Origin of the sequence: Burkholderia sp. 8Y (assembly GCF_902506145.1) — a bacterium.
Lineage (GTDB): Bacteria > Pseudomonadota > Gammaproteobacteria > Burkholderiales > Burkholderiaceae > Caballeronia.
In genome coordinates, this window is the sequence record NZ_LR733519.1 from 1,473,979 (window position 1) to 1,497,988 (window position 24,010).

Consider the following 24,010-nt stretch of genomic DNA (forward strand, 5'->3'; position numbering starts at 1 on the left):
GCGCGTCGCGTGTCAACTGACGCTCAAGCTTCGAGCCACACGTTCTCCGCGAACATGAAACCCATCAGGCCCGCGAGCGGAATGGAGCCGAGACCCTTGAGCTTCGCGGAATGCGCGTCGAGCGAGCTCTGGAACATCGGAATGCCGACGCCGCCGTCCTTGTGCACGAGTTCCTGCATGTCGCCGTAGATCTTCTTGCGCTTCGCGTCGTCCGGTTCGCCGCGTGCGGCGACGAGCATCTGGTCGAACTGCGGGTTCTTCCAGTTGGCTTCATTCCACGGCGCGTCCGACTTGAAGAACTGCGTGAAGATCACGTCCGCGCTCGGCCGCGCGTTGATGTTGCCGAAGCCGAGCGGATGCTTCATCCAGTGATTCGACCAGTAGCCGTCCGAGGGCACGCGCACGACTTGCAGATTCAGCCCGGCTTGCGGCGCGACCTGCTGCATCAGCACGGCCATTTCGACGGAGCCTTCCGCCGCCGGCGACGCGTACAGCTGCACGGGCGCATTGCCGAGCTTCGCCTTCTGGAAGTGGAATTTGGCTTTCTCGGGATCGAACGTGCGCTGCGGCAGGCCGGCGAGGTAGTACTTGTTGGTCGGATCGATCGGCTGATCGTTGCCGATCGCGCCGTAGCCGCGGAAGATCGTGCGGCGCATCTGCTCGCGATCCATCAGGTACATCATGCCGCGCCGGAAATCCGTCGTGCCGGTGATCCCGCCTACATCGCGCATGATGAGATCGGTGTACTCGCCGGTCTTCGTCTCCAGCACGCCGAAACCGGGCGTGCCCTTGATGCGGTCGGTCGAGCGCGCGCTGACCGCGTTGATGAGCTGCACGTCGCCGGACAAGAGCGCGTTCACGCGCGCCGGTTCGTCGCCGATGCCGATCAGTTCCACTTCGTCCAGATGCGGCAGGCCCGGCTTCCAGTACTTCTCGTTGCGCACGCCGACCGTACGCACGCCCGGCGTGAACTCCTTGACCTTGAACGGGCCGGTGCCGACCGCCGTCTTGAAATCCGTCGTGCCGTCCTTGATGACGAGAAAGTGCGAATCCGCGAGGATCACGGGCAGGTCCGCGTTGGGGCCGGCGAGCGTGATCGTCACTTCGTTCGGGCCCGTGGCCTTCACGTCCTTGAACTGATCCGCGATCGTCTTGACCTTCGAGCCGACGGCCGCGTCCTTGTGGCGCGACAGCGAATAAACGACGTCGGCAGGCGCGAGCGATTTACCGTCGTGGAACTGCACGCCGTTGCGCAGCTTGACGACCCACACGGTGGCGTCTTTCGTGTCGATGGATTCGGCGAGCGCCATCTTCGCGCCGAGGTGCGAATCCAGCTCCGTGAGGCCGTTGTAGAACATGAATCCGCGCGCATAGTCGGTGCTGAGCGAGCCCTTGGCCGGGTCGAGCGTATCCGCGGCCGACGACGACTGCGTCGCCACGCGAATCTTGCCGCCCTGCTTCGGCTTGTCCTGTGCCAGGGCCGCGCCGCTCGCGGTCAACAACCCCGCGCCGGTGACGGACAGGAGTCCGCTCGCGGCCATCGCGCGCAGGACGGTGCGACGCGACGCGCCACGGCGCGTCAGTTCTTCGAGCCGGTTGCCGGCATGTCCCGTTGCTTCGGGCGATTGGTCGATGCTCATGAACTTCTCCGCGTTGAGGGGACTGACTCGATCAGCTCGGCGAACCGGCTGACTCTTTGACTGCGTGCGCTTCTCGCTTCTAGTAAAAAACGTCCTTGATCTGGTAATACGCGCCGACGAGCGGCAGAAACCACGGCTTGCCGGTATGGCCGGGAATCGCGGGCCAGTCGAAGTCGCGCCACGGGTTGGCCGCCGCGTCGCCGCTCATCACTTGCGCCATGATCTGGCCCATGTGCGTCGACATCTGCGTGCCGTGACCGCTGTAGCCCATCGAAAAATACACGCCGTCGTGCTGCCCGGCGCGCGGCAGGCGGTCGGCGGTGATATCGACGAGACCGCCCCAGCAGTAGTCGATGCGCGCTTGCGCAAGGCTCGGGAACACTGACGTGAGATTCGCTTGCAGAATGCGTCCGCTTTTCGCATCCGACGGACGCTCGGATGCGGTGAAACGCGCGCGTCCGCCGAACAGCAGCCGCGCATCCGGCGTCACGCGAAAGTAGTTGTGCATCAGGCGGCTCGTCGTGTACGAACGGCGGTTTGGCAGCAGCCGCGCCTGTTCGTCGGCCGGCAGCGGCTCGGTCACGATGATGAACGAGCCGACCGGCGCCATCCGCCGCCGATACCAGCCGAACGGCCCGTGCCGCGAAGGTCCGGTCGCAATCAGGACCTGCTTCGCATGCAGCACGCCGCGCTTCGATTCCACGCGATACCGGTACGCGCCGTCCTGCTTCGCGATGCCCGTGACTTCAGCGTGCTCGTAAAGACGCGCGCCCTTTCTCGCGGCGGCGCTCGCCAGGCCGACCGCGAACTTGCCCATGTGCATCTGTCCGCCGCGACGCTGCAACAAGCCGCCGTGGAAACGGTCCGACTGGACTTCGCTGCGAATCTGCTCGGCGCCGAGCACGTCGATGTCGGCATCGACTTCGCGCCGGATCAGCTCGGCGGTGTGCTCCAAGTGCGCCAGATGATGCGGCTTCGCGGCGAGCTTCAGCTTGCCGGTGGCGAGATAGTCGCAGTCGATGCCTTCCTCCGCGATCAATCGCTTCACCGTCTGCACCGCCGCCGCATACGCGCGATAGCAGCCCTGCGCGCGCTCGACGCCCAGTTGCGCGCGCAGCGCCGCATAGTCCTGCGCGACGCCCGTGTTGCACTGGCCGCCGTTGCGCCCCGACGCGCCCCCGCCGATGCGCCCCGCGTCCAGCACGGCGACGCTCGCGCCGCGCCGACCCAGCGCGAGCGCCGCCGACAGGCCGGTGAACCCGCCGCCGATCACGGCGACATCCACCATGCCGTCGGCCGGGCCTTCGCTTGCGGCGGTGAAGGCCGGCGCGGTGTCGAGCCAGTAGGAGTCGAGTTTCATCGGCGTTGCCCGCGTGATGGGACGATCAAAGACCGAGCTGCGTCGCGATCTCGCCGATCGTCTTCACTTCGACATACTCGTAGTACGGCGTGCCCGGCTCGTGGCCGCGATTGACGAACGCCTTGTGCTTGATGCCCATGTCGTGCGCGGTCATCAGGTCGTAGCGCAGGCTCGACGACACGTGCAGCACGTCGCCCGGATTGCAGTTCAGTTGATCGAACATGTACTCGAAGCCCTGCATGCGCGGCTTGTACGACTGCGCCTGCTGCGCGGTGAAGACCTTATGGAACGGCGCGCCGAGCTTGTCGACGTTGCTCTGGATCTGGTCGTCCGACGCGTTGGACAGAATCACGAGCTTGTACTTCTTCGCGAGACGCGAGAGGCCTTCGGGCACGTCCGGATGCGGGCCCCACGTGGGCACGGCGAGATAGAACTTCTCGGCTTCCGCTTCGTTGAACTCGACGTTCATGCGCTTGCACGCGCGGCGCACCGAATTGACGATCACATCGCGATACGGCTTCCACGCGCCGAGAACTTCATCGCGACGATAGCCCGCGAAGAACGCGACGAACTGCTCCAGCTCCGCGCCTTGCAGGCGGTCGGCGAACAACTCGCGCGTCATGTCGGCCATACGGAACTTCGTGAGCGTGCCATAGCAGTCGAAGGTGATGTACTTCGGCTCGAAATCGATCATGGTGTCAGTCCTGTCGTGTGATGAAGCCGTTGCCGGCGTTCAGTGGCGAAACCCGGGCTGCGGATCACAAATAACCGCCGCTGGGAGAATTTGAACAAGGCAAAAAACCGCGATGTCGTCGAATGCCGTGCCGCGACGACATAAACCATTCGTTTTGGGCCGCCCGCGCAGCAGACTATGCGGCGGCCCGTGCGCCTCCAGGAACGCACGGACGTTCGTCAGATGCCCACGTCGATCAGCACGCTCTTGAAGCGCAAATTCGCTTCGTACGCTTGCCGCCCGAGATCCTTGCCGATGCCCGAGCGTCCGTAGCCGCCCGTCGGAATCACGAAATCGCTCGTGCGGCCATAGCGGTTCACCCAGACCGTGCCCGCTTCGATACCGCGCACCATGCGCAACGCGCGGCCGATGTCCGCCGTATGCACGCCCGCCGCGAGGCCGTACTCCCGATGCGCGGCGAGTTGCAGGGCTTCGGCTTCGTCGTCGAAGGGCTGCACCGTCAGCACCGGACCGAAGATTTCTTCGCGCACGGCTTCGGCGTCGGGCGTGACATCGGTGAGCAAGGTCGGCGCGTAAAAGGCGCCCGGCGTCGATGCGTCCGCGCGTTGCCCGCCACAGCGCAGCGTCGCGCCCGCCGCCACGCTGCGCCGCACGATCCCGTCGATACGCGCGGCCTGCGGCTCGCAGATGATCGGCGGCAGCGTCGCGGATGCGGACCACGTCGGACCCGCGCGCAGTTCGGCGAACGCCACTTCGATGCGCGCGGTCAGTTCCTCCGCGATTGGCCGCTCGACCAGCAAACGCGATCCGGCCACGCACACTTGGCCCGCATTCGCCGTGATCGCGCCGGCAATGCGCCGCGCGACCTCGTCGATGCGCGGCGCATCCGCAAAGACGATCTGCGGACTCTTGCCGCCCAGCTCCAGCGTGACGGGCTTCGTGCCGGTCTGCGCGCAGGCGGCCATGATCGCCGCGCCCGTGCGCGTCGAGCCGGTAAACGTCACCTTCGCGATGCGCGGATGGCGCACGAGCGTGTCGCCGGTCGTGCGGCCATCGCCCTGAACGACGTTGAAGACGCCAGCCGGCACGCCCGCCTGGATTGCCAGTTCCGCCAGCCGCAGCACGGAAAACGGCGTCATTTCGGAGGGCTTCAGCACGACCGCATTGCCCGCCGCGAGCGCGGGGGCGATCTTCCACGACGCCATCACGAGCGGAAAATTCCACGGCGCGATGGCGCCGATCACGCCGTACGGCTCGGCGAGCGTCATGCCCAGATGCCGATGGTCTGTCGCCGCGACCTCGCCGCCAATCTTGTCGGCGAGTTCCGCGTAGAAGCGGATGCCTTCGGCGGTGAACGGCACGTCCCAGTTGAACGCATCGCGCACGGGACGCGTCGAGCCGACGGCTTCGAGCGGCGCGAGAATCTGCGCGTCCGCGGCGACCAGATCCGCGAGACAGCGCAGCACGCGCGCCCGTTCGCGCGGCGCGCAGCTGGCCCACCCGCTCGTGCGCTGCGCGCGCCATGCGTTCTCCACGGCGTAGTCGATCATCGCGTCGTCGGCGAGCGGCACCGATGCGTACGGCACGCCGTCCGACGGGCGCGCGACCTCGATGCGCGACGGCCCGGCATCGATATACTCGCCGCCGATGAAATGCCCCCGTCGGACAGCGACGGCGGCGGGATCGAACCGGTCCATGTGACGACTCCTTCGCGGTGCGTTGACTGACATCCATCGTAGGGGCGCAGCGCCGGCATATTTCGCCGACAAAATTGCCGATTCAGCAGATTGCGCGCGTTCTCGCGACCCGATCTTGCGCTTTTGCGTTGCACCACGGCGCGCGCTGCGCGGACCGTGCGCGCAACAGGATCGTCCTAGCCGCGCGGCGCACGCGGTGTCACAGTCACCGTGACTGTCATTAGAACGAGGAGGCCCGCGTGCCCGACTCAGAACGCAACACGGCGACGAGCGCCGCCGTCCGGTACCGCGCCTTCACGCCCGATGACCTGCCCGCCGCGCTCGCGCTGTCGGGAGCCGTGCGATGGCGGCACCGCGCCGACGACTGGCGCTTCGCCGCGCGCATCGGCAAGGGCTTCGCCGCGTTCGACGGCGACGGGCTCGTCGGCACCGCGCTCGCCTTCGAGTTCGGCGCCGATGCCGCGACGCTCGGCATGTTCATCGTCGCGCCGAGCCATCAGCGGCGTGGTATCGGGCGCGCGCTCATCGAGCGGCTCATGGGGACGCTCGGCTCGCGCACGCTTCTGATCCACGCCTCCCCCGAAGGCCGGCCGACCTGCGAGTCGCTCGGCTTCGCGTCCATCGGCACGATCAATCAACATCAGGGCGCCGCGTTCCAGCCGCCGCTCGTGTCGCTGCCGCCGGGCGAACGGCTGCGTCCGATCGGCGCGAAAGACACGCCGCGCCTCGTCGAACTCGCATCGCGGGCGAGCGGCCTCGATCGCGCGTCGCTGCTGCCGCAATTGCTCGACGCATCGAGCGGCATCGCACTCGACCGCGACGGCGAATTGCTCGGCTTCGCGCTCTTCCGGCGCTTCGGCGATGGCCATGTGATCGGTCCGGTCGTCGCGCCGGTGTCCGACGACGAACGCCGGGCGAAGGCGCTCATCAGCTACTGGCTCGCGCTCAACGCGGGCATGTTCGTGCGCGTGGATACGCCCGTTTCGTTCGGACTCAGCCATTGGCTCGAAGGGCTGGGCTTGCCGCAAGTGGACGACATCGAGCAGATGGCGCTCAATGGCCGGCCCCGCCTCGACGACACGCTGCGGCAATACGCGCTGGCAAGTCAGGCGGTCTGGTGAACGCGCACGCGCCGCTCACGCCTGATCCAGCCACGCGAACTCCGCGAAGCGGTAGCCCATCAGCCGGCCCGACGGACTGCCCTTCAGGCCGCGCAGCTTCGCGCTCTGTCCGTCGATGAAGTTGATGAACGCCGGAATCACGAGGCTGTTCTTCTCATAGATGATGGTCTGCATGTCGCCGTAAAGCTGCTTGCGCTTCGCGTCGTCGCGTTCGCGGCGCGCCTGCACGAGCAGTTGATCGAACTGCGGATTCTTCCAGCCCGATTCGTTCCACGTCGCGTTCGACTGAAAGAACTGCGTGTACAGCAAGTCGAGCGTCGGGCGCGGCAGGATGGAGCCGTAGGTCATCGGATACTTCATCCAGTAGGTGGACCAGTAGCCGTCCGCCGGCACGCGGCGCACGGTGATGTCCGCGCCCGCCTGCTTCGCGGCCTGCTGCACCATGAGCGCGGAATCGATGGCCGTTTCCACCGATGGCGGCGCGATGATCTCGCCCCGCGCCCCGCTCGCGCCGAGCTTCTTGAAGCAGGACTGCGCGCGGTCCGGATCGAAGGCGCGCTGCGGCAGGCCCTTCATGAAGTACGGATGCCACTCGGGCACCGGATGATCGTTCGCAATGGTGCCGTGTCCGCGCAGCATCACGCGCACGATCTGCTGACGGTCATGCAGGAACTTGATGCCTTCGACGAAATCCGGGCTCTTCGTCGGAATCATGTCCTGACGCAGCGCGAGGTCGGAATACAACTGCGACGGGCTTTCGAGAATGGTCATGGTGCCCGTCTGCTTCAGGCGTTCGACGTCGCGTGCGGGCAGCGGCGAGATGAGCTGCACGTCGCCGGACAACAGCGCGTTGGTGCGCGCGGCGTCGTCGGCCACGCCGATGATTTCCACTTCGTCGAGATACGGACGGCCCGGCTTCCAGAAGTTCGGATTGCGCGCGCCGATGCATTGCTGCGCGGGCGTGAACGCCTTGCAGACGAACGGACCCGTGCCGTTGCCCTTCGAGAAGTCCGTCGTGTTCGCCGCGACGATCACGAAGTGCGGAATCGCGAGCAGCGTCGGCAGATCGACGTTCGGCTCGTTCAGCGTGATCTCGAGCGTCAGCGAGCCGGTGGCCTTCATCGCGCTAAAGTTGTCGGCGATCGACTTCGCCTTCGATGCCGTCGCCGGATTCTTGTGCCGCATCAGCGAGAAGACGACATCGTCGGCGGTGAGCGGCTTGCCGTCGTGAAAGTGCACGTTCGGCTTGAGCGCCAGTCGCCACTTCGTGAAGTCGTCCGATTCGAACTTGTCGGCGAGCGCGTTCTGCGTATGGAAGTCGGCGTCCAGTTCGGTCAGGCCGCTGTAGAACATGTACATGCGCGAGTAGTCGCCGGTGTGCGTGCCGCGCGCGGGATCGAGCGAATCGGCGAGCGACTGGTTCGCCATCGCCACGCGCAGCCATCCGCCGCGCTTCGGCGCAGGCTCGGTCGCGGCGAACGCGAGTTCGGGCACGCGGGTAAGGATCAGGCTCGTGGCGCCCGCCGCCAGCAGCGTCTTGACCGCCTTGCGGCGAGAGGGGTCGGCAATCGGCAACTCGTTCGGGTCTTTCATGGTCTCAGCCTCGCTCGTTCATCTCATATAGGGCGCACGCGGCGCTTGCTCACAGCGCCAGGCACAGCCGGTAGGCATCGTAGATCGCGGTGTGGATGTCGCGCGACGCGCTCGCATCGCCGATCCGGTACAGATGAAACTGCCCGCCTTCGCCTTCCATCTCCGGCTGCGCCTTCGCGCTCGCGAACGCGGCAAGGTCCGTGTAGCCGTCGTTCGCGGAATACATGCGCGCGCCTTCGAAGAGATCGTCCACGGCGAGCATGCCGCGCTCGGCCACGACGTGATCCGCTTCGACCTCGATCCGCTCGTCCGTCAGATGATGATGAAACACCGCGCGCCGCTTGCCCGATGCCGTCGCAGTCACTTCGATCAGCTCGACGTTCGTGCTGACCGGCACTTTCCATCGCGCGATGTTGCGCATCCAGACCTGATCGTCGCCGCGCCCGCCCGTTTCCTGCGCCGGGGTACTGTCGATTAGCGCGAGCGACACATCCAGCCCCGCTTCGACGAATCGCTCGGCGCACAGATACGCGTTGTGCCGGCCCGTGCCGTCGTAGACGAGCACGCTGCCCTCGCGCGGCGGCGTATCCGAGAGCGCGTCGAAGACGGATTTGCACAGCTCGCCGCCCGGCAGTGCGTCGAGGTCCGGCAGGCCGCCCGTCGCGATGATGACGACATCGGCCTGGTGATCCAGCACGTCGTTCAGTTCGGCGTAGTGGTTGTAGCGGATGTCGACGCCAAGACGATCCAGCGCCGCGACGCGCCAGTCCACGATGCCGATCAGGTCGCGCCGCCAGCTTCCCGTGGCCGCGAGCTGCAACTGTCCGCCCGCCGACGCGTTCGCTTCAAGCACGGTCACGTGATGCCCGCGCGTCGCGCACACGCGCGCCGCTTCGAGCCCCGCCGGACCCGCGCCGACAATCAGCACGCGCTTCTTGCGCGCCGCCTGCGGTATGTCATGCGTGAGCATCGTCTCCCGCGAAGTCGCCGGGTTATGGATGCACGTCGCGCGGAAATTGCGGCAGAACGAAGCCCCGACGCACGGCCGCGCTTCGTCTTCCTTGCCGGCTTCCACGAGCTTCACGAGATGCGGCTCGGCGATATGCGCGCGCGTCATGCCGACCATGTCGAGCAGCCCTTCGCGGATCGCATAGCGCGCGGTGGCGAGGTCCGCGATCTTCGCGGCGTGGAACACGGGCAGATCGACGGCGCGCTTGAACGCGGCGGCCTTGTCGAGGAACGGCGACGAGCGCACGAACATGCCCGGCATCGAATACGACGCGAGCGCCATCTTCGTGTCCATGCGCCCGAACACGACGTTGAAGAAGTCGAAGAGGCCGGTGCGCTGAAGAATGCGCGACATTTCCAGACCTTCCTCGAAGCTGCATCCGTCTTCGAGCGCGAAGCGAAAGCCCACGATGAAGTCGTCGCCGACCTGCTTGCGGATCTCCTCATGAACCTCGATCACGAAGCGGCAGCGATTGGCCGTCGATCCACCGTATTTGTCGGTGCGCAGGTTCACGGTCGGGTCCATGAACTGCCCGAGCAGATGACCGCCCGCGTGCGTTTCGAGGCCGTCCAGTCCGCCGTCGCGGCAACGCTTCGCGGCAAGCCCGAAGTCGCGCACGATGCGCTTGATATCGCGGTCGTGAATGACCTGCGGAATCGCGCGATGCAGCGTCTCGCGCACCGGCGAAGGCGCGAGCATGGGCAGCCACGGTTCCGCATAGGCATCGCCGCGGCGCCCGAGATGCGTGATCTGACACATGAGCGCCGCGCCGTGCGCGTGAATGCGCTCGGAGAATGCGCGCAAATGCGGCACGACGGCATCGGTGCCGACGTTGATCTGCTGGAACGTTTGGGGACTGTCGAGGCTGACATTCGACGAGCCGCCGAACATCGTCAGCGCGATGCCGCCCTTGGCCTTTTCCTCGTGATACCTTTGATACACCTCTTGCGGGAATTCATCGCGCGTCAGCCGGCTCGCGTGCGCAGTACTCATGACGCGGTTCTTGAGCACGAGCGACTTCAGCGTGAACGGTTGCAGCAGCGGGTCCGATGAAGAACCGTCGATGTGTGTGGTCATGGCCTGCGGGCGGCGTTTGAAGTTGGAGACAAAGTAAAGAGGCCACAAATCACGGTCAATTTACAAATGCGTCCCTGCCCTATTACATGGTGTTAATGCGGGTTTTCGATGAGTTTGAGACTTCCTTCACTTCAGGCGCTGCTGGTGTTCGAGACATCCGGGCGTCTTCTGAGCTTTACGAAAGCAGCAGGCGAACTCAACGTGACGCCGGTGGCCGTGAGCCGGATGGTGTCCCGTCTCGAAGATGCGCTCGGCTTCAGGCTCTTCGAGCGCACGAAAGTCGGCCTTGCATTGACCGAGCGCGGCGCGACGCTACAGCGCGCGGTGGCGTCGGGGTTCGGCCAGATCGGCAGCACCATCGACGAACTGAAGCGCGACCATGCGCAAGGCGAGATCGTGACGCTATCGCTGGCGAGCGGCTTCGCGGCGTTATGGCTCTTGCCGCGTTACGCCGAATTTCAGAAGGCGTTTCCATCGGTCAATCTGCGCTTGCAGGTCATGGCCGGACGCCTCTATGGACCGCTCGAAGATGCGGACCTCGGCATCCGGCTGCACGGCGCAGGCTCCGAGCGGCATCCGCATTGTCTGTGTCCCGAGATCATCGTGCCCGTGTGCAGCCCGGCTTATCGCGCACAGTTCGGGCCGCTCGACGCGCCTTCGCAAACGCCACGACATACGCTCATTCATCTCGATCCGACGACGCATTCGTGGGCCGATTTCTATCGCCTGATCGGACTCGGCGATGCAGTCGATGGCAAGGCAGTGCATCACAGCGATCCCGGGCTCGCGGTTCAATGCGCGATGCTTGGACAAGGCGTGGTGCTCGGCTGGCTGCTCGCGATTGCGGCGCCGCTCAACGAAGGCAAGGTCGTGCCGGCCTGCGAACGGTATGTGGCGACCGGCGGACACTACGTGCTCCAATGTCGATCGGCGGAGCCTTCGGAAAGCGTCAGGCAAGTGGCGCAATGGCTGGTGGACGAGATGAAAGCCGAAGTGGAAGGCGCAATGCGGACGCTTGAAGGCTTGCGGGCGATCGGGCGCGAGCCCCGTGTTCGGTGATGTGCGTGGCTTTCGTGGAAGTTCGGTCGTGCCGCTCCCGGCGAACGAGCGCCTTTGTCGACCAAGCTGCGATGAGACTTCAAAACCGCTTGGACAGCCCAACGGCGAAACCGCGCGGAAGGATCATCACGGATATCGGCGTTTCCCATGTGGTCGTCAGGTAGCCGACGGCTGTGCCAAGCGCCCAACCGCCGAGAACGTCCGTCTGCCAATGGGCGTGTGATTTCATCCGAGCAATGCCGTCGTAGAGCGGCAAAAGTTCAAGCGCCCATACCGCCGGATAGCGCCGTCCGTAGTGAACGATGAAAGGCGTCACGAAGCTCGCCTGCAAGGTCACTTCACCACTCGGAAAACTTTGCCCGCCCTGAAACCAGGCATTCGGCCCTTTCCCGCTCGATGGTCGCTGCCGCCCGAACGCGTACTTCATTCCCTGCGCCGCAACGGCAGAAATGGCTTCTGAATCGACGGTCTGCCAGAAAGTATGACCGAGCTCGCTATCGTTGCCAAGCCACAGCGCCCCTCCGAACGCGACTGCAATAGCCGAGTACTCGACCGCCAGCTGCACGTTGCGATTCCAGATGCCGCTATTGTCATAGGCGAGTTCGTGATCGAGTCCGGCCAACGCGCTATGGCTGGTTATCACCAAGACGGTACAAACAAGCAGATGTCTGACTGAAGATGTAGCAGACCGAACGAAATGGGTCGACATTCACGCGCTCCAGAAGGGGCCAATAAGACCTGCTTCTGGAAAGCCTAGCCAGGCCGCCTTATGGAATGCTTAAGGAACGCTTTGGACCGTTTATCTTTCTGTCAGTGTTACAGAACAGCAACGGCGGTAAGAACGGCAGGCGCGGCTTCGGTGACGGCGAGCGCGTCGGCACAACGCTTCGTTCTGCGACGAGACTTAAACCGCTCGCCGTATCGTGAACGCTTCGCCAAACTAGTCATACTTGAGCGAGCGCGGATGCTTTCTTCACGGCTTACATGAACCGCGGCTGCATGAATGTCCAAGACGATGAGTAGAACGATAGGCCTAACGACTTGCTCACGACTGTGGCTGCCCCAGTGGGGAGCGGCGCATAAGAGCACCATGAAGTACTCGGGTGCGCCCGCCTGCATCGATTCGTTGAACTGCGGGTTCGTCGCCCCGCGTTCCGACGATAAGCTGAAGCCGCGCCTCGCTCGCCCACGGGTGGCGGCAGGCGCACGACGGCTGTCCCCGGTCACTGCGCTACGACAAGCCTCAACGACTCCGGCCTGACCGGCTTCACGAGATGATCATCGAAGCCCGACGCCAGCGCCCGCTCGCGGTCCTCCTTCTGTCCATAGCCGGTTACAGCGACCAGACGTATCGACCCGTTTTCGGGCTGCGTGCGCAGCCGCCGCGCGACTTCATACCCATCCATCGCTGGCAGGCCGATATCGAGAAACAGAATGTCGGGCTTCGACTGCTCGACCGCCTCCAGAGCTTCGAGCGCACCGTACGCGGTCCTGACGCTGTGACCGTCAAGTTCCAGCAGCATCGCGAGGGAATCGGCGGCGTCGACGTTGTCATCGACGATGAGGATGCGTTGCCCCGGCGAACCGGAATCGGATAATGCGCTGTCCGACGCCGCCTGCGGCGCAGCGACGCGAGGCAGACGGATCGTGAACGTGGCGCCCTGGCCGATGCCGCTGCTCGCCGCCTGCACCGAACCGTGATGCATGTCGATCAGGCGTTTGACCACCGACAAGCCGATGCCGAGCCCGCCTTGCGAGCGGTCGAGCGTGCGTTCGCTTTGCACGAACATGTCGAAGAGCGCGGGGATGATGTCCGCCGGAATCCCCACGCCGCTGTCGCGTACCTTGATCCCGATCTCCTGTTCCGAGTCGATGATTTCGAGGTAGATCTCCCCGCCCCTGTCCGTGTACTTGGCGGCGTTGTGAAGGACATTCGAAATGGCCTGCACCAGCCGCGTCTTGTCACCGTGCACGTAGAGGCCATACGTAGGCTTTGCCACCAGCAGGCGATGCGCCTTCTCCTGCACGAAACTTTGCACGGTCTCGACGGCTTGCTGCACGAGCTCGCCGACTTCGAGCGTGGTCTCTTCGAGCGTGATGCGGCCTCTCGAAATGCGCGACAGGTCGAGTAAATCGTCGACCAGCCGGGATAGCTGCCGGGTTTGCCGCTTCAACAACGCGGACAGCGCGTCCACACGCGTGCCGCCAGCGTGAGTGGTGCGAGCCAGCAATTCGCTTGCATTGCTGATCGACGCAAGTGGATTGCGCAGTTCGTGCGCCAGCATCGCCAGAAAGTCGTCTTTCTGACGGTCGGCCTGGCGCAGCGCCGCTTCCGCACGCGCGCGCTCACAGGCAACCGAGGTACGTGCGGCTACCTCGCGCATCAGGTCCGCGTCGTCGGCGCTCCATGCGTGGGGCCGCGTGTCATGCGCGCCGATGCCCATGACGGCGCCCGCTTCGCTCGCGGCAGGCACCAGCATCAAGGCGGCGACACCGAGTCCACGGTAAGAAGCGCGTTGCGCTTCGCCGATACGCGGCGAGGTCTCGATGTCTGCGATCGCGATCAGTTCACCACGCGCCAGTGCGCGCATCCATTCGTCATCGGCGTCATCGAGCGCATATGCGCGATTGATTTCGACACGCGCCGGATCGCTCGAATAGCCATGCTCGGTGACCTGCGCAAGCTGCCCGTCGGCATCGCGCTCGGCCTTGAAGTGAAACGTGTGCGCCCAACCGGAATGTTCGCCCAACAGCCGCATGGCGGCCTGCCGCATGGCGTCGGGGTCGTCAAGCGAACGCAGCGCATCGCTGAGCCGAAGCAGCAGGGCCTGACGGCCTTCGGCTATCTTGACGGCGGTCTCGGCTTTATCGCGCGCGGCGATTTCGTCCGTCAACTGGCGCGTCCGAACGGCGACGCGCTCTTCCAGATCGCCGGTCAGTTCCTGCATCTTCTTCAGCAGACTGCAGTTCTCGAGCGAGATGACCGCCTGAGCCGCCAGCACCTTGCCGACCTCGACCAGTTCTTCGGCGAACGCACCGGCCATCGCGTTGTTTTCCAGATAGATGAGCCCGACCAGCGACGACCGCTTCATGAGCGGCACGCACAACACCGAGCGGATCTGCCGCCGTTGCACTACTGGATCGCGCACGAACAGGCCGCTGGCACGAGCGTCGGAAAGCAGCAAGAAATCGCTGGTCCGGTGCACGTAATGAAGCATTGCCGACGACACCTGGGCACACTGCTCAAGCGGTACCTCGACAAGCGACAGCGAGACCTCACCGGCGATTTCGATTTGCGCGTGGACGGTGAGCGCGCCATGCCTGACCAGCGCCAATACGCCTCGCTGCGCACCTGCCACCTCGATCACGACGCGCAGGATCTGCTCGAACAAACGCTCGGGCGTCGTCTCGCTCGATATCGCTTGCGACGCCTTGATCAACGCCATCTGGTCGAGCGAATTGGGCAGGCGAGCGGTCAGCGGTTCGCCGCCGCTCGCCTCCGGGAAGGCTGCCTCGAGCGCGCGGACTTTCTCCGTCGCGCCCCATCGACGATAGCGGTCGAGCGCGAGGCGCGCATGCACGGCCGCGAAGGCCGGCTCGTCCTCGCTCAGCAGAAACTTCGCGCGCAGTTCGTGCGCCAATGCTTCATCCTGGACGAAGCACTGGCGTCCAGCCTCCGCGATCGCGCGCCGATACAGCGTCGATGCCTCGTCGCGCCGGCGCTCTACCCGCGCGATTTCCGCGCCGACCAATGTAGCCTTGTGAGCGAAGTTCTGCGGACAGTATCGCGCCCAGTTGGCGAGCTTCGCGTGCAGACCGCGCAATGAGGTGAGCGACGGCGCGCCTTCATCGACCGGCGCGCTCGCCGTGGCCGCCAGCGTGAGCGCGGTATAGAACACGTGCTCGGCCGATGTGATCATGCCGAGGATGCCGGTGGCGATACGCATCTCGGCTTCGACCGAACACCTCGACGCGTGGCGATAATCGCCCATCAGGTAGGCCAGTTGGAGGCGCATGACCCAGAAGTGGCCGAGCGCGGTCGCGTGGCCGGCAGCGTCGGTTAGGAACCGCGCTTCGTCGAACGTCGCGTCGTCGAAACTGTCGGGGCGGGCAGTCGCGCCAGTCAACGCCCGTGCGATCTGCCGGTACGGCACCGCTATCTCGAAACTGGTGCGGTTGTTCTGGGTGGCCGCGAAATCCAGAGCAACGTCGGCCTCCTCCAGCAGCTCCCTCAGTGGCAGCGCAGCGGGCAGGCCGTTGATCAGCACCGAGTTCAGATTGAACGCGGCGAACGCGAGTTCGCCGGATTCTGCCCCGGCCTGAAAGCCCTGCTTCAATAGCGGCAGGCCATCGCGCAGCGGTGCTTTCCAGTGATGCACCAGCACCCCGTACACCTCTTGCGTGCGGCATTGCTCGGCGCGATCGCCAAAGCGCATGGCCATCGCCAGCGCCAGTTTGCCGAACGCATATCCGACGTCGTATTGACCGGTCAGCGTGTTGTAGATGCCGCCATAGAACACATAGGCGAAGGCAGAATAAATAGACGGGCCATGCATCAACGACAGATTTACCGCGCGGCTGACGAGAAACGTCAAGACCGGCGCGCCGCTGAAGTAGGCCGGCGCACCGAGCAGCGACAACAGACGCATGCTGGCGCGAATATCCGCGTCCTCCACGTCGGATTCGCTGACCAGCCCCTCGATGTCGCGGCCGCCCAGGTTGCGCATGACCGCGGCCACCTCGGCCTCGATTGCTTCGGCCTGCCCCTCCAGCGGCCATTCGAGCCCGAATACCGATAAACCCTCGCGCCCCCAATGCAGCGCGCGCTGCCAGTCACTGGCAACGGTTGCTGCCAGCACGCGCAACCCATACAACTCCGCCTTGGCTGCGCGGGAAGGCGCATGGTGCAAAGCCGTTTCGACCAGTGCTTCCGCGGTGGCGTGCTCGCCCACGAGGTAGGCGCTTTCGGCCAGTTCCCGGTAAATCGTGAATGTCAGAGCCGATTCACTGGCCCAGGTCTTCTCATCGAGCAGGCGTCTCGCAACCGACAAATACTCAAAAGCCGCGCGATAAGCGGCCGACTCCTTGGCCTTGCGGCCTGCGGCAAGATTGAGCCCGACCAGCCGGGCGCGCTCGGCGGCGTCGACAACGCGCGATTCGCCCAGGTTGAACTGATCGACGATCTCGAACAGGTTGGCGTCGAGGTGATCGCCCGCACGGTCGAGCAGCCGCCGGCCGATCGAATGGTGCAGGGTCTGACGGTCGGCCTCGCTGAGCAAGCCATAAGCCGCTTGCTGCACTCGGTCGTGCGAGAACCGCAGCGCGGCGGGTGCCAACGGAGTCTGGTTATCCGGCGCACGCGGCGGCAATGCGGCACGCTCCTGAACCAGCAGCCCATCTTCGATCGCCGGCCAGAGCTGCACGTCCAATGCGGTGCGGGACAGGTCGGTCAGCTCGCCGAGCGTGCCGAGATCGAAGCGATGCCCGATGCACGCTGCGGTTTCCAGTAGGCGCTTGGCGTGCGGCGGCAGCCGGCCGATCGCGAGCACCATCACGTCGAGCACGTTGTCCGACAACGGCGCGTGCTCGATTTCCGCTTCATTCCAGCGCCAGCGGCGCGCGTCGGCGTCGAAGCGGATCAGGCCCTGCGCATGCATCAGATGCAGCAGTTGCCGCACGAAAAAGGGATTGCCCGCCGACTTGCTGATGAGCACATCGACCAGGCTGCCCAGTCGCGCCGGGTCTTCCGCCACGGTGTCGGCAACCAGTTGCGCGATGGCGTTCGCGCGCAGCGGCTCGAGATGGACCGTATGGATGTCGGAATTGGCGTCGCGCAATGCGTCGAGCGAAAGCGTCAACGGATGCGAGCGGCCCACCTCGCCATCACGGTAGGCGCCGATGATCAGCAGATAGTGGCTCGCCACGTCGCTGGCGCACTGGACGATCAGTTGGAGTGAGGCGGCATCGACCCACTGCAAGTCGTCGAGGAACAGCACCAACGGATGATCGGCTTGCGCGAACACGCGCAGAAACCGCCGAATCAGCAATTGGAAGCGATTGATCGACTCGACCGGGCCGACATCCGGCACCTCGGGCTGCGGCCCCAGCACGCGCTCGAGTTCCGGCACGAGCAGGACCAGCAGTTGCCCATTGGGCGCTACCGCTTCTGCGATGCGCGCTCGCCATGCGTCGAGCATCGCGTCGGATTCGGTGAGCAGCTGCCGCACGAGGCTTCTGAACGCCTGCGCCAAGCCCGAGAACGGCACGCTGCGCTGCAACTGGTCGAATTTGCCGGCGGCGTAGTAGCCATGCACATCCTCGACCGACGCGCCCAGCCGATCCACCAGCGCAGACTTGCCGATCCCCGGCGCGCCGGTGACGAGCATCAGCTCGCGGCCTCCCGCGCAGGTTCGCGAAAGCGCGGCGCTCAGCGATCGCAGCTCGTCGTCACGACCGTAGAGCTGATCGCGAATCGTCAGCGCACGCGGCACCTCATGCACGGCGAGTTGAAACGGCTCGATCGAGCCGGCGCTCGCCCATTGCCGGTTTGCTTCAAGCAAATCCGCGGCCAGCGCCTCGGCGGTTTGATATCGATCGCTCGGCTCCTTTTCGAGCAGGCGCATCGCGATGCGCGACAGCGCGATCGGCACTTCGGGGCTCACCTCGTGAGGAGGACGCGCCAGGCGTGCGATCTGCGCGTGCGCCAGCGCGACCGGGTCGCGTTCGATGAAGGGCGGTGAGCCCGTCAACATTTCATAGAACGTGGCGCCCAGCGAGTAGAGGTCTGCGCGGATATCGACCGATCGCCCCGTGCGACCCGTCTGCTCCGGCGACATGTACGCAAGGGTGCCTGCCAACTCGCTCGGGTTAACGCTGTCCGGCGCCAGCGGCAGCGTCGGCAAGCTCGTCGCCAGCGTGAAATCGCATAGCGTAGCCAGCCCGGTGAGCGGGTTCCACACGATGTTTCCGGGATGGATGTCGCCGTGAAGAATGCGAAGGCCGTGCAGAAGCGATACTGCTTCGGCGAGCTGCGCCGCGATGGTCAGAAACAGGGTGATCGAGCACGGCGTCGTTCGAAGCGCGTGGGCAAGGCTGGTGCCGCCGAGGTCCTCCATCACGAGGCCGATGCCCGATCCGGTTTCGACACGCGCGAGTAATCTGACGACGCCCGGCAGATGGAGACCGCGCAACATCTCGTGCTCATGGTCCAGCGGGTCGGCTGCCCGCGCGCTGGGCGTCGCATTCACCTTGACGACCACGGCCTGACCGGGGCGATTGTCGCGATACAACGCGTGCCGTGTGCCGGAATGAATGAGCTCGAATTGCGACAGGTCTGCGTAGCGGCCTGGCGTCGCGATGAAGCCACCAGCGTTTTGCATTGCGGTCCCTCTGATGCGGCGCTCTGCGAGCCCTCGGCGCGGCGAGTGAATAAACCCTACAGCTTGGGGCGAGCCATCGTTTTGGCGGCCTGCCGACGGGCGGGAGCCTCTTAGATCGATGGCATTTTTGGCCGGCAGGCCATTTTGCAGCCGGGATTGTACCGCCTGCGCATGTCACGCACTCGATGATAAGACGCTCGGAAAGGGTGAGCGAAGGGGCGTGCGCGATGATGTTGGTTCCGGCTCGAACGGCTGGTTTCCCGCAGATTCAACAGAGCCGGACGCTATCGAAAAGGCCCTCTCGACGGAGGTGGCTTGGGCGGCGAAGAACATTACGCCGAGCACGATGTACGGACGGTCGCCAAACCTGCGAACACCGGACTCGGCGAGTGCATCCTGCTCGAAGCGTCCGGAGCACAACGCAAGCGTCGGCAGCACGATCAGATTCAGCGCCGAGGGGCTAACGCGCGAACGGGCTATGTTCGCGAGATCGCGGCGTTGTCGTGCTGTTTCGGGAAGAAGCTGGACGTCGGAGGCGAGCACGCTGACATAGCTTTTCGACGTCGGTTCGCGCGGGCTCGTGGTCACGAAGGGCTGATCGGCGCGGAGTCGTGTTTGCACTGTCCGGAATGCGTAGGTTCGCCGCGACAGGCAGACGAGTTGCCTCGCCTCGTGTCGCTCGTCCGGCCTGAACCTCGGTGCCTAGTGTACGGACTCGCCGCCGTGCGGAGGACCGCCATGTTGAGGCGGCGGGCCTTGTCGCTGCGGCAGTGCGCCGCCGGCCTGCGGAGGCGGTTCGACATGCATCGGCACGGCGGCGGCTTGCGGCGGAGGACTTCCGTGCGTCGGCATTCCGCCGGGCTGCGGCGGAGGCACGACATGCATCGGCGCGTCGCCGGCTTGCGGCGGAGGACTTCCCTGCATCGGTGCGGCGCCCGCTTGAGGCGGCGGTCCACCACGCATCGGCGCACCGCCGGCCTGCTGCGGCGGACTTCCCTGCATCGGCACAGCGCCCGGCTGCGGATGCGGTTCACGAGCCGCCTGCGGCGGCCTGCCCTGTATGTGCCCCGGTCCCGCGCCTCTGGAAGGCGGCAGCTCGCCGCGCGGCGGGCGGCCATCCTGCGGCGGCGGCGCACCATACGTCGGCGGCGGATGGTGCGCCCAATGCGGCTCGTCCCGATACCACGAGCGATTCCGGTAGTAGCTTCCCCAGTAATTGCCTATTGCGAACGTGACGATCGGCACGCCGATCACGGTGCCATAGGTCAAGACCGGGACGCTGCTGCCCTGATAGGGGAACGCGAGGCTGCCGCCATCGGCCCAGCCGCGCAAGTCGGGCGCTGCCACGTCGCACCAGGTGTATCCGTCGACACAGCCAACGACAGTGACCGTCACGCCCGCCGGCACTTCCGCGACGGTCGGGTAATCGTCGCCGGGCCCCGCGTAGATCACCACGGGCGCGCTGGTATAAGCGACCGACTGCGCGATCGCCGTCGCAGGCACGGCCGATACCGCAACCGCGCCCAACAGTGCAGCATGAAAGAACCGTTCGGCCATCGCATCCCCGCAAAAGATTCCGTAAGCATCTGCCGCGAGCCGCCGTCTTGCGAAGAGGCCGCAGCGTTGCATGGAACGCTACCGCAATTTGAATGCCGTCCTCCCTTGCGGGCCGCCCGTCACTCGCCGTCAGCCCTGCTTCTGCTCCGTCATGAACTTACCCGCCGGCGCAGTCGCGTTCTTCTGACGTCGCGCCACGCCGTCGATGCCGCCATCGACCGCCCATTCGGCGAACACGGTCGGACCGGGTTCAAAATCGCGCGGCTGCCAGTCGGGCGTCAGTTGATCTTCGTCCGCGTAGTATTCGATCAGACCGCCCGCCGGATTCTTGAAGTACCAGAAATACGCCGACGACACCGGATGCCGTCCCGGCCCGAGTTGCGTTTCCCAGCCACATCGGCTGATAAGCAGGCCGCCGCCGAAGACTTCATGGATATCGCGCACGGTAAAGGCGACGTGGTTCAGGCCGCGTTTGCCCGTGGGCAATTGCAGCAGGAACACATCGTGATGGCCGCCGTGCGGGGCGCATCGCATGAAAGCGCCGCGTTCCGGGTACCGGTCGGACATCTCGAAGCCGAGACGCTCCTCGTAGAAGCGTTGGTGCTCCGCGAGACAGTTCGTGAAGAACACGACAAGCCCCACTTCCACCGGCTCCGCATGGTCGTACACGGGACTCGGCGTGTCGACGGGCAGCGTCTGCCCCCACACGTTGGAGGGCGAGCCCTTCACGTCGATGGCGCGCTTGCCGCGCCGATCGTGTCCGCCGATGGCCGCGTGCTCGCGGCGTTGAGCGTCGCCGGGCCATCGCAGATGTTCTCGCACGAGTCGCAACGCTCGCGAATCGTGGCGGATCAGGCGATCTCCGCTGCGCAACAGATATCGAGGCTCGTGATGTGACGGCTCGCGGCGACGCTTGGACACCGCACGTCGATTAGCGTCGTGACCAGGCTGCGGCGAACGAACGTCGATTCTGGCTCCGTCGAGTCGCAGGGTCCCGCTGCGCCGCGCGCCGAACCTCGTCATCGGTGCGAAGTGCATTCGTCGCCGCTGCGGCATTTGACGATACCGTACGCAGCGTGTGACGCCTCTTTCGAGCTGCACGGTGAACCATTGAATTCATAATGCGATTCACCCGGCGCGGGCTCGTCGGAAAACCGGGCCGCTCGCACTGTTGTTGTCGACCCGTTCTGATTGCACAATATGTCAGCAAGCTCCGGCGCACGCCTTGCACGGCGCCGGGGGCTTGCTTACCTCATGCTGTGCAGCCACCGCAGAAGGCGTATGCAAAATACATTCGACGTCGTGGTCCTCGGTGGCGGCATCGTCGGGATATCGGTCGCCCTGCATCTTCAGAAGCGCGGCGTGGCTGTGGCGCTCGTCGACAAAAAGCCGCCGGGCAACGAGACTTCGCTCGGCAACGCGGGACTCATTCAACGCGAAGGCGTTTATCCCTATGCGCTCCCGCGCGACGTGCGCTCACTCGCCCGCTATGCCACGAACCGCGCGCTGGACGTGCGCTACCATCCGCGCGCGCTTCCGGGCTTCCTGCCGTTTCTTTACCGCTACTGGCACCACTCGCGGGCCGACCGTCATGCGACGATCGCGCGGTCCTACGCGACCTTGATCGAGCATTGCGTGACCGAGCACCGCGCGCTCATCGAGGAATGCGGCGCGGCGGCGCTGGTGCGCCCCGGTGGCTGGACGAAGGTCTACCGGACTCAGGCCGCGCTGGATGCGGCCATCGAGGAAGCGCGCATATGGAAGGCCGAGTTCGGAGTCGCCTTCGATGCGCTCGATCCCGACGGTCTGCACCTTGCCGAGCCTGCGCTCGGTCGCAAGCTCGTCGGCGCGGTGCGTCACGTTTCGGCCGAGTCCGTCAACGATCCGAATGCGCTCGTTACCGCGTACGGGCGCCGATTCGAAGAACTCGGTGGCCGCGTCTTGCTGGGCGATGCAACGACGCTCGAGCCCGGCTGGCGCGTGCGCGTGCAGGACGGCGCCATCGAAGCGAAGTCGGTGGTGGTCGCGCTCGGGCCGTGGTCGGCTGAGCTTGCGCAGAAGTTCGGCTATCGGCTGCCGCTGCAGGTCAAGCGCGGCTACCACATGCACTATGCGACGCAGGACGGTGCGCGCCTGAACTTGCCTGTCCTCGACGCAGAAGCGGGCTATGTCATCACGCCGATGACTCGCGGCATCCGCCTGACGACGGGCGTCGAGCTGGGCGCGCGCGACGCCCCGCCGACGCCCGTGCAACTCGAAGCGGTCGAGCCGCTGGCGCGCGAAGTCTTTCCGCTCGGGGAACGGATTGACGCCGAGCCGTGGCTGGGTCGCCGCCCCTGCACGCCGGACATGATGCCGGTGATCGGCCCGGCGCCCCGTCACGACGGACTCTGGTTCGCATTCGGTCACGCGCACCACGGGTTGACGCTTGGCCCGGTGACCGGGCGGCTGATCGCGGAACTGATGACGGGCATTGCTCCGTTCGTCAATCCAGGGGCTTTTTTGCCGAGCCGGTTCTTATAGAACGTGAGAGGTGGCGGCGGGAATCGATTCTGACCTAGCGTCGTGCGACCGCATCGGCGGATTTCTTTGCGGTGAGACCGCCACTCTCGAGTTGCCAGTCGGGTTGCGGCGGATCGCGCTCATCGACGTCGGCCATGCCGTATTCGATCGCGTAGCGCCTCGCCTGCAATGCACATGGGAACTGACCGAGCGCGCCGCTGGCACGCAGTCCACCCGAAGGAGTCCTGACGATGACCATCGCAGTATGGAAGCCTCCGGCGTCTTCGACGGCGATTGCCGTCAGGGCGAAACCCTTATACAGCACTTCTGGATCGCTATTCATTGCCGCTCCCTCGATGAATGCGTCGTATGTTTGTCCCAAATGTTAGAAGGGTTTTCCGGTAACTCATACCTTCGTTTTCCCTGACTTAAGTCGAATTTCCAGTCAGTTGGTCGGTTCTTGGGCCCGTTATTGCATTCTGCAAACGAACGTTCGACCGATGGGCCGTCGCGTTTCATAGCTGAGTTGTGCATGTATCGTGACGCGTCTTCTGGCCTGACAGTCGATGCAATCGCGCGCATGACTTCTTCTCGTTTCCGAAGAAATACGATTAGGTTCGCGATCCTCAATATATACGTTTTAATCGCGCAAAAACGCGCTCAAAAGGCGGAGTGAGGCGCGCGACGCGACCTCGCCCACGTTTCTGGAGCGAAACGCTCGCATTACAATGGCAAGCTCGCAGCCCGCGCCACGCACGAGACTACCTTCGCCGCCCGGAATCCCGATGAGCACGCAGCGTTGCGCATTGCGAGCAACGCGTTGTTGACGACTGACGCCATTCGCCTCAGGACGGCTGCACGCCAGGTCATTCGCTAACCTCGCAAAAAGCAGTTGTTTCACTTGCGTGTGCAAGCCGCCAACGCACTCGGCGTTTTATCTTCGGCGCAAAACCAAAAAAGAACCGACGATGACCGTATCGGACTCTGACATCGAACGTTGCATGCTGAGCCTGCTTAGTCAGCGCGCGGAAACTGCCTCCATTTGCCCGTCGGACGTCGCACGCACGCTGCTCGGCGACGAACAGGCATGGCGCGCACTGATGCCTGCGGTCAGGCAGGTCGCCGCCCGTCTGGCGGGCGAGGAAGTCATCGCGATCACACAGCGCGGCAATACGTTGGATCCGCATCGGTTGGCCCGAGGCCCGATCCGGTTGCGGCGGGGAGTGAGATTCCTTACGCGCCAGCCGACATGAATGGCCGTTGCGCTTCGTCGGATGCAATCACGAAGCGCGTCGCGAGCGTTTCGAAACGCCGCACCCACT

General features: G+C 65.0%; 15 protein-coding genes and 1 pseudogene. 4 read left to right on the forward strand and 12 right to left on the reverse strand.

What is annotated here, in order from left to right:
• Positions 1-23: 23 nt before the first annotated feature.
• The 4 genes from GV035_RS06465 to GV035_RS06480 form a co-directional block, all read right to left on the reverse strand.
• Complete coding sequence (locus GV035_RS06465) at positions 24-1,640, reverse strand: ABC transporter substrate-binding protein (protein ID WP_159834150.1); 1,617 nt, start codon at positions 1,638-1,640, stop codon at positions 24-26.
• A 79-nt stretch (positions 1,641-1,719) separates the two neighbouring features.
• Entirely contained in the window at positions 1,720-3,000 is a 1,281-nt protein-coding gene (locus tag GV035_RS06470; RefSeq protein ID WP_159834151.1) for an NAD(P)/FAD-dependent oxidoreductase, read from the reverse strand.
• 25 nt (positions 3,001-3,025) lie between these two features.
• Positions 3,026-3,694, reverse strand: a complete 669-nt coding sequence (locus GV035_RS06475) for a haloacid dehalogenase type II (protein WP_159834152.1) — start codon at positions 3,692-3,694, stop codon at positions 3,026-3,028.
• A 218-nt stretch (positions 3,695-3,912) separates the two neighbouring features.
• Positions 3,913-5,391 (reverse strand): aldehyde dehydrogenase family protein, encoded by a 1,479-nt coding sequence (locus tag GV035_RS06480; protein WP_159834153.1) that lies wholly within the window; start codon positions 5,389-5,391, stop codon positions 3,913-3,915.
• Between the two features lie 239 nt (positions 5,392-5,630).
• On the opposite strand from GV035_RS06480, the gene GV035_RS06485 reads away from it, so the two are divergent.
• On the forward strand, positions 5,631-6,512 hold the full coding sequence (locus tag GV035_RS06485; RefSeq protein ID WP_159834154.1) for a GNAT family N-acetyltransferase: 882 nt from the start codon (positions 5,631-5,633) through the stop codon (positions 6,510-6,512).
• Between the two features lie 15 nt (positions 6,513-6,527).
• Here the strand turns inward: GV035_RS06485 and GV035_RS06490 are convergent, their stop codons facing one another.
• Both GV035_RS06490 and GV035_RS06495 read right to left on the reverse strand, forming a co-directional pair.
• Complete coding sequence (locus GV035_RS06490) at positions 6,528-8,105, reverse strand: ABC transporter substrate-binding protein (RefSeq protein WP_159834155.1); 1,578 nt, start codon at positions 8,103-8,105, stop codon at positions 6,528-6,530.
• Between the two features lie 49 nt (positions 8,106-8,154).
• Entirely contained in the window at positions 8,155-10,191 is a 2,037-nt protein-coding gene (locus GV035_RS06495) for an oxidoreductase (protein WP_159834156.1), read from the reverse strand.
• 108 nt (positions 10,192-10,299) lie between these two features.
• Here GV035_RS06495 and GV035_RS06500 point away from each other — a divergent pair, with 108 nt between their 5' ends.
• The gene (locus GV035_RS06500; protein WP_159834157.1) at positions 10,300-11,250 is read left to right on the forward strand and encodes a LysR substrate-binding domain-containing protein; all 951 of its coding nucleotides are present in this window, start codon (positions 10,300-10,302) and stop codon (positions 11,248-11,250) included.
• A 79-nt stretch (positions 11,251-11,329) separates the two neighbouring features.
• Here GV035_RS06500 and GV035_RS06505 read toward each other — a convergent pair whose 3' ends face one another.
• The 5 genes and pseudogenes from GV035_RS06505 to GV035_RS06525 form a co-directional block, all read right to left on the reverse strand.
• Complete coding sequence (locus tag GV035_RS06505; RefSeq protein ID WP_159834158.1) at positions 11,330-11,959, reverse strand: phosphatase PAP2 family protein; 630 nt, start codon at positions 11,957-11,959, stop codon at positions 11,330-11,332.
• A gap of 514 nt (positions 11,960-12,473) precedes the next feature.
• Complete coding sequence (locus GV035_RS06510) at positions 12,474-18,629, reverse strand: AAA family ATPase (RefSeq protein WP_159834159.1); 6,156 nt, start codon at positions 18,627-18,629, stop codon at positions 12,474-12,476.
• Positions 18,630-18,803: 174 nt separating this feature from the next.
• Positions 18,804-19,217, reverse strand: coding sequence for a hypothetical protein (locus GV035_RS06515; RefSeq protein ID WP_159834160.1), 414 nt, complete (start codon positions 19,215-19,217; stop codon positions 18,804-18,806).
• Between the two features lie 114 nt (positions 19,218-19,331).
• Entirely contained in the window at positions 19,332-20,186 is an 855-nt protein-coding gene (locus GV035_RS06520) for an SH3 domain-containing protein (RefSeq protein WP_159834161.1), read from the reverse strand.
• 129 nt (positions 20,187-20,315) lie between these two features.
• A pseudogene (locus GV035_RS06525) lies at positions 20,316-20,930 on the reverse strand (VOC family protein); the annotation flags it as partial.
• Between the two features lie 537 nt (positions 20,931-21,467).
• Between GV035_RS06525 and GV035_RS06535 the strand changes: the two are divergent.
• On the forward strand, positions 21,468-22,709 hold the full coding sequence (locus tag GV035_RS06535) for an NAD(P)/FAD-dependent oxidoreductase (protein WP_159834163.1): 1,242 nt from the start codon (positions 21,468-21,470) through the stop codon (positions 22,707-22,709).
• Positions 22,710-22,743: 34 nt separating this feature from the next.
• On the opposite strand, the gene GV035_RS06540 is transcribed toward GV035_RS06535, so the two are convergent.
• Positions 22,744-23,031, reverse strand: a complete 288-nt coding sequence (locus tag GV035_RS06540) for a hypothetical protein (protein WP_159834164.1) — start codon at positions 23,029-23,031, stop codon at positions 22,744-22,746.
• Between the two features lie 625 nt (positions 23,032-23,656).
• Between GV035_RS06540 and GV035_RS06545 the strand changes: the two genes are divergently transcribed.
• Positions 23,657-23,941 carry a DUF3253 domain-containing protein gene (locus GV035_RS06545; protein ID WP_159834165.1) on the forward strand — a complete coding sequence of 95 codons (285 nt, stop codon included), beginning with the start codon at positions 23,657-23,659 and terminating at the stop codon, positions 23,939-23,941.
• Positions 23,942-24,010 lie beyond the last annotated feature (69 nt).

Bases quoted from the DNA above. Each gene is read 5' to 3' on its own strand.
- GV035_RS06465 (WP_159834150.1), bottom strand. From the start codon at position 1,640: ATGAGCATCGACCAATCGCCCGAAGCAACGGGACATGCCGGCAACCGG.
- GV035_RS06470 (WP_159834151.1), bottom strand. From the start codon at position 3,000: ATGAAACTCGACTCCTACTGGCTCGACACCGCGCCGGCCTTCACCGCC.
- GV035_RS06475 (WP_159834152.1), bottom strand. From the start codon at position 3,694: ATGATCGATTTCGAGCCGAAGTACATCACCTTCGACTGCTATGGCACG.
- GV035_RS06480 (WP_159834153.1), bottom strand. From the start codon at position 5,391: ATGGACCGGTTCGATCCCGCCGCCGTCGCTGTCCGACGGGGGCATTTC.
- GV035_RS06490 (WP_159834155.1), bottom strand. From the start codon at position 8,105: ATGAAAGACCCGAACGAGTTGCCGATTGCCGACCCCTCTCGCCGCAAG.
- GV035_RS06495 (WP_159834156.1), bottom strand. From the start codon at position 10,191: ATGACCACACACATCGACGGTTCTTCATCGGACCCGCTGCTGCAACCG.
- GV035_RS06500 (WP_159834157.1), top strand. From the start codon at position 10,300: ATGAGTTTGAGACTTCCTTCACTTCAGGCGCTGCTGGTGTTCGAGACA.
- GV035_RS06505 (WP_159834158.1), bottom strand. From the start codon at position 11,959: ATGTCGACCCATTTCGTTCGGTCTGCTACATCTTCAGTCAGACATCTG.
- GV035_RS06510 (WP_159834159.1), bottom strand. From the start codon at position 18,629: ATGCAAAACGCTGGTGGCTTCATCGCGACGCCAGGCCGCTACGCAGAC.
- GV035_RS06520 (WP_159834161.1), bottom strand. From the start codon at position 20,186: ATGGCCGAACGGTTCTTTCATGCTGCACTGTTGGGCGCGGTTGCGGTA.
- GV035_RS06535 (WP_159834163.1), top strand. From the start codon at position 21,468: ATGCAAAATACATTCGACGTCGTGGTCCTCGGTGGCGGCATCGTCGGG.
- GV035_RS06540 (WP_159834164.1), bottom strand. From the start codon at position 23,031: ATGAATAGCGATCCAGAAGTGCTGTATAAGGGTTTCGCCCTGACGGCA.
- GV035_RS06545 (WP_159834165.1), top strand. From the start codon at position 23,657: ATGACCGTATCGGACTCTGACATCGAACGTTGCATGCTGAGCCTGCTT.